2 protein-coding genes are annotated in these 947 nt (G+C 77.0%); one reads left to right on the top strand and one right to left on the bottom strand.

Annotation, left to right across the window (positions count from 1 at the left end; genetic code table 11):
- Window positions 1-380 (top strand): NAD-binding protein (locus OZN99_RS32445; RefSeq protein ID WP_270939298.1); only part of this gene is annotated, 380 nt, incomplete at its 5' end.
- Between the two features lies 1 nt (window position 381).
- Here OZN99_RS32445 and OZN99_RS32440 read toward each other — a convergent pair.
- Window positions 382-947, bottom strand: a 566-nt coding sequence (locus OZN99_RS32440) for a DUF1028 domain-containing protein (protein ID WP_270939297.1), incomplete at its 5' end; no start/stop codon positions are given.

Raw genomic sequence — 947 nt, 5'->3', positions numbered from 1 at the left:
CCGCGGCGGAACGCCTGGCCGCGGAGGGCGTGCCCGTGGTGTGGGGCGACGCCACGCGGCCCGAGGTGCTGGAAGCGGCCGCGCTGGAGCGCGCCGCCCTGCTGGTGGTGGCGCTGCCGGGCGCGGTGGAGGCACGCGCCGTCCTCGCCCTGGCGCGCGCCGCCAACCCGGCGATGCACGCGGTGGTGCGCACCCATTCCGATGAGGAAGCCGCGTGGCTGGAAGCCGAGGAAGGCGTCGGCCTGGTGATGATGGGCGAGCGCGAGGTGGCGCTCGGCATGGCGGACTACGCGATGCAGCGGCTCGGCGTGGAAGCCGCGGAGGCCGGCCGCACCGCGGATGCGCTGCGCGCCCGCCGGACCGAGGCGGCGGCAGGCTAGGCTACAGCACGATCGCCTCGTCCGGGCGCAGCACGCGCACGACATAGGCGTCCACGAGCGGCGCGTACTCCTCCCACAGCGCGCGCAGGCGCGGGATGGGCGCGGCGTCGCCATCCACCCGCAAATCCACCAGCGCGAAGTCATGCGCGCCGATGACCAGCAGGCTGGCGGAGCGGACATCGCCATGCTCGCCGCCGGCTGCCTCGCCCGCCTCCAGCCCGCGCACCAGGCGCTCGGCCAGGGGCAGGGTGGGGCCGGCGGCGAAGGCCTCGGCCATCGCGCGCGGCACCTGCGCGCTGGACAGGATGTTGCCGATGGCGACGACATCCGGCCCGTGCGCCGCGCCGTGCTCGGGCTTCACCCGGCTGCCGTGGAAATGCGCCGTGCGCCCGGCGGCGTCGATGGCGGCCAGCTGCCGCCAGCCATGGTCGGGCGTGGAGGCGACCAGCGCAGCCACCGTCTCCTCCGCCGTGCAGCCGGAGCGCAGCAGGGCGATGCCGCGCGGCCCGAGCCGCGGGTCCGTGCGGTGCTGCGTCAGCACCGCGCCGACGCCCGGCGCCACCGCGT

The organism is Falsiroseomonas oryzae (assembly GCF_027856955.1).
In the GTDB taxonomy this organism is placed as follows: Bacteria; Pseudomonadota; Alphaproteobacteria; order Acetobacterales; family Acetobacteraceae; genus Falsiroseomonas; species Falsiroseomonas oryzae.
The sequence above is the reverse complement of the archived record's forward strand: the minus strand, read 5'-3'. Positions and strand labels throughout refer to the sequence as shown.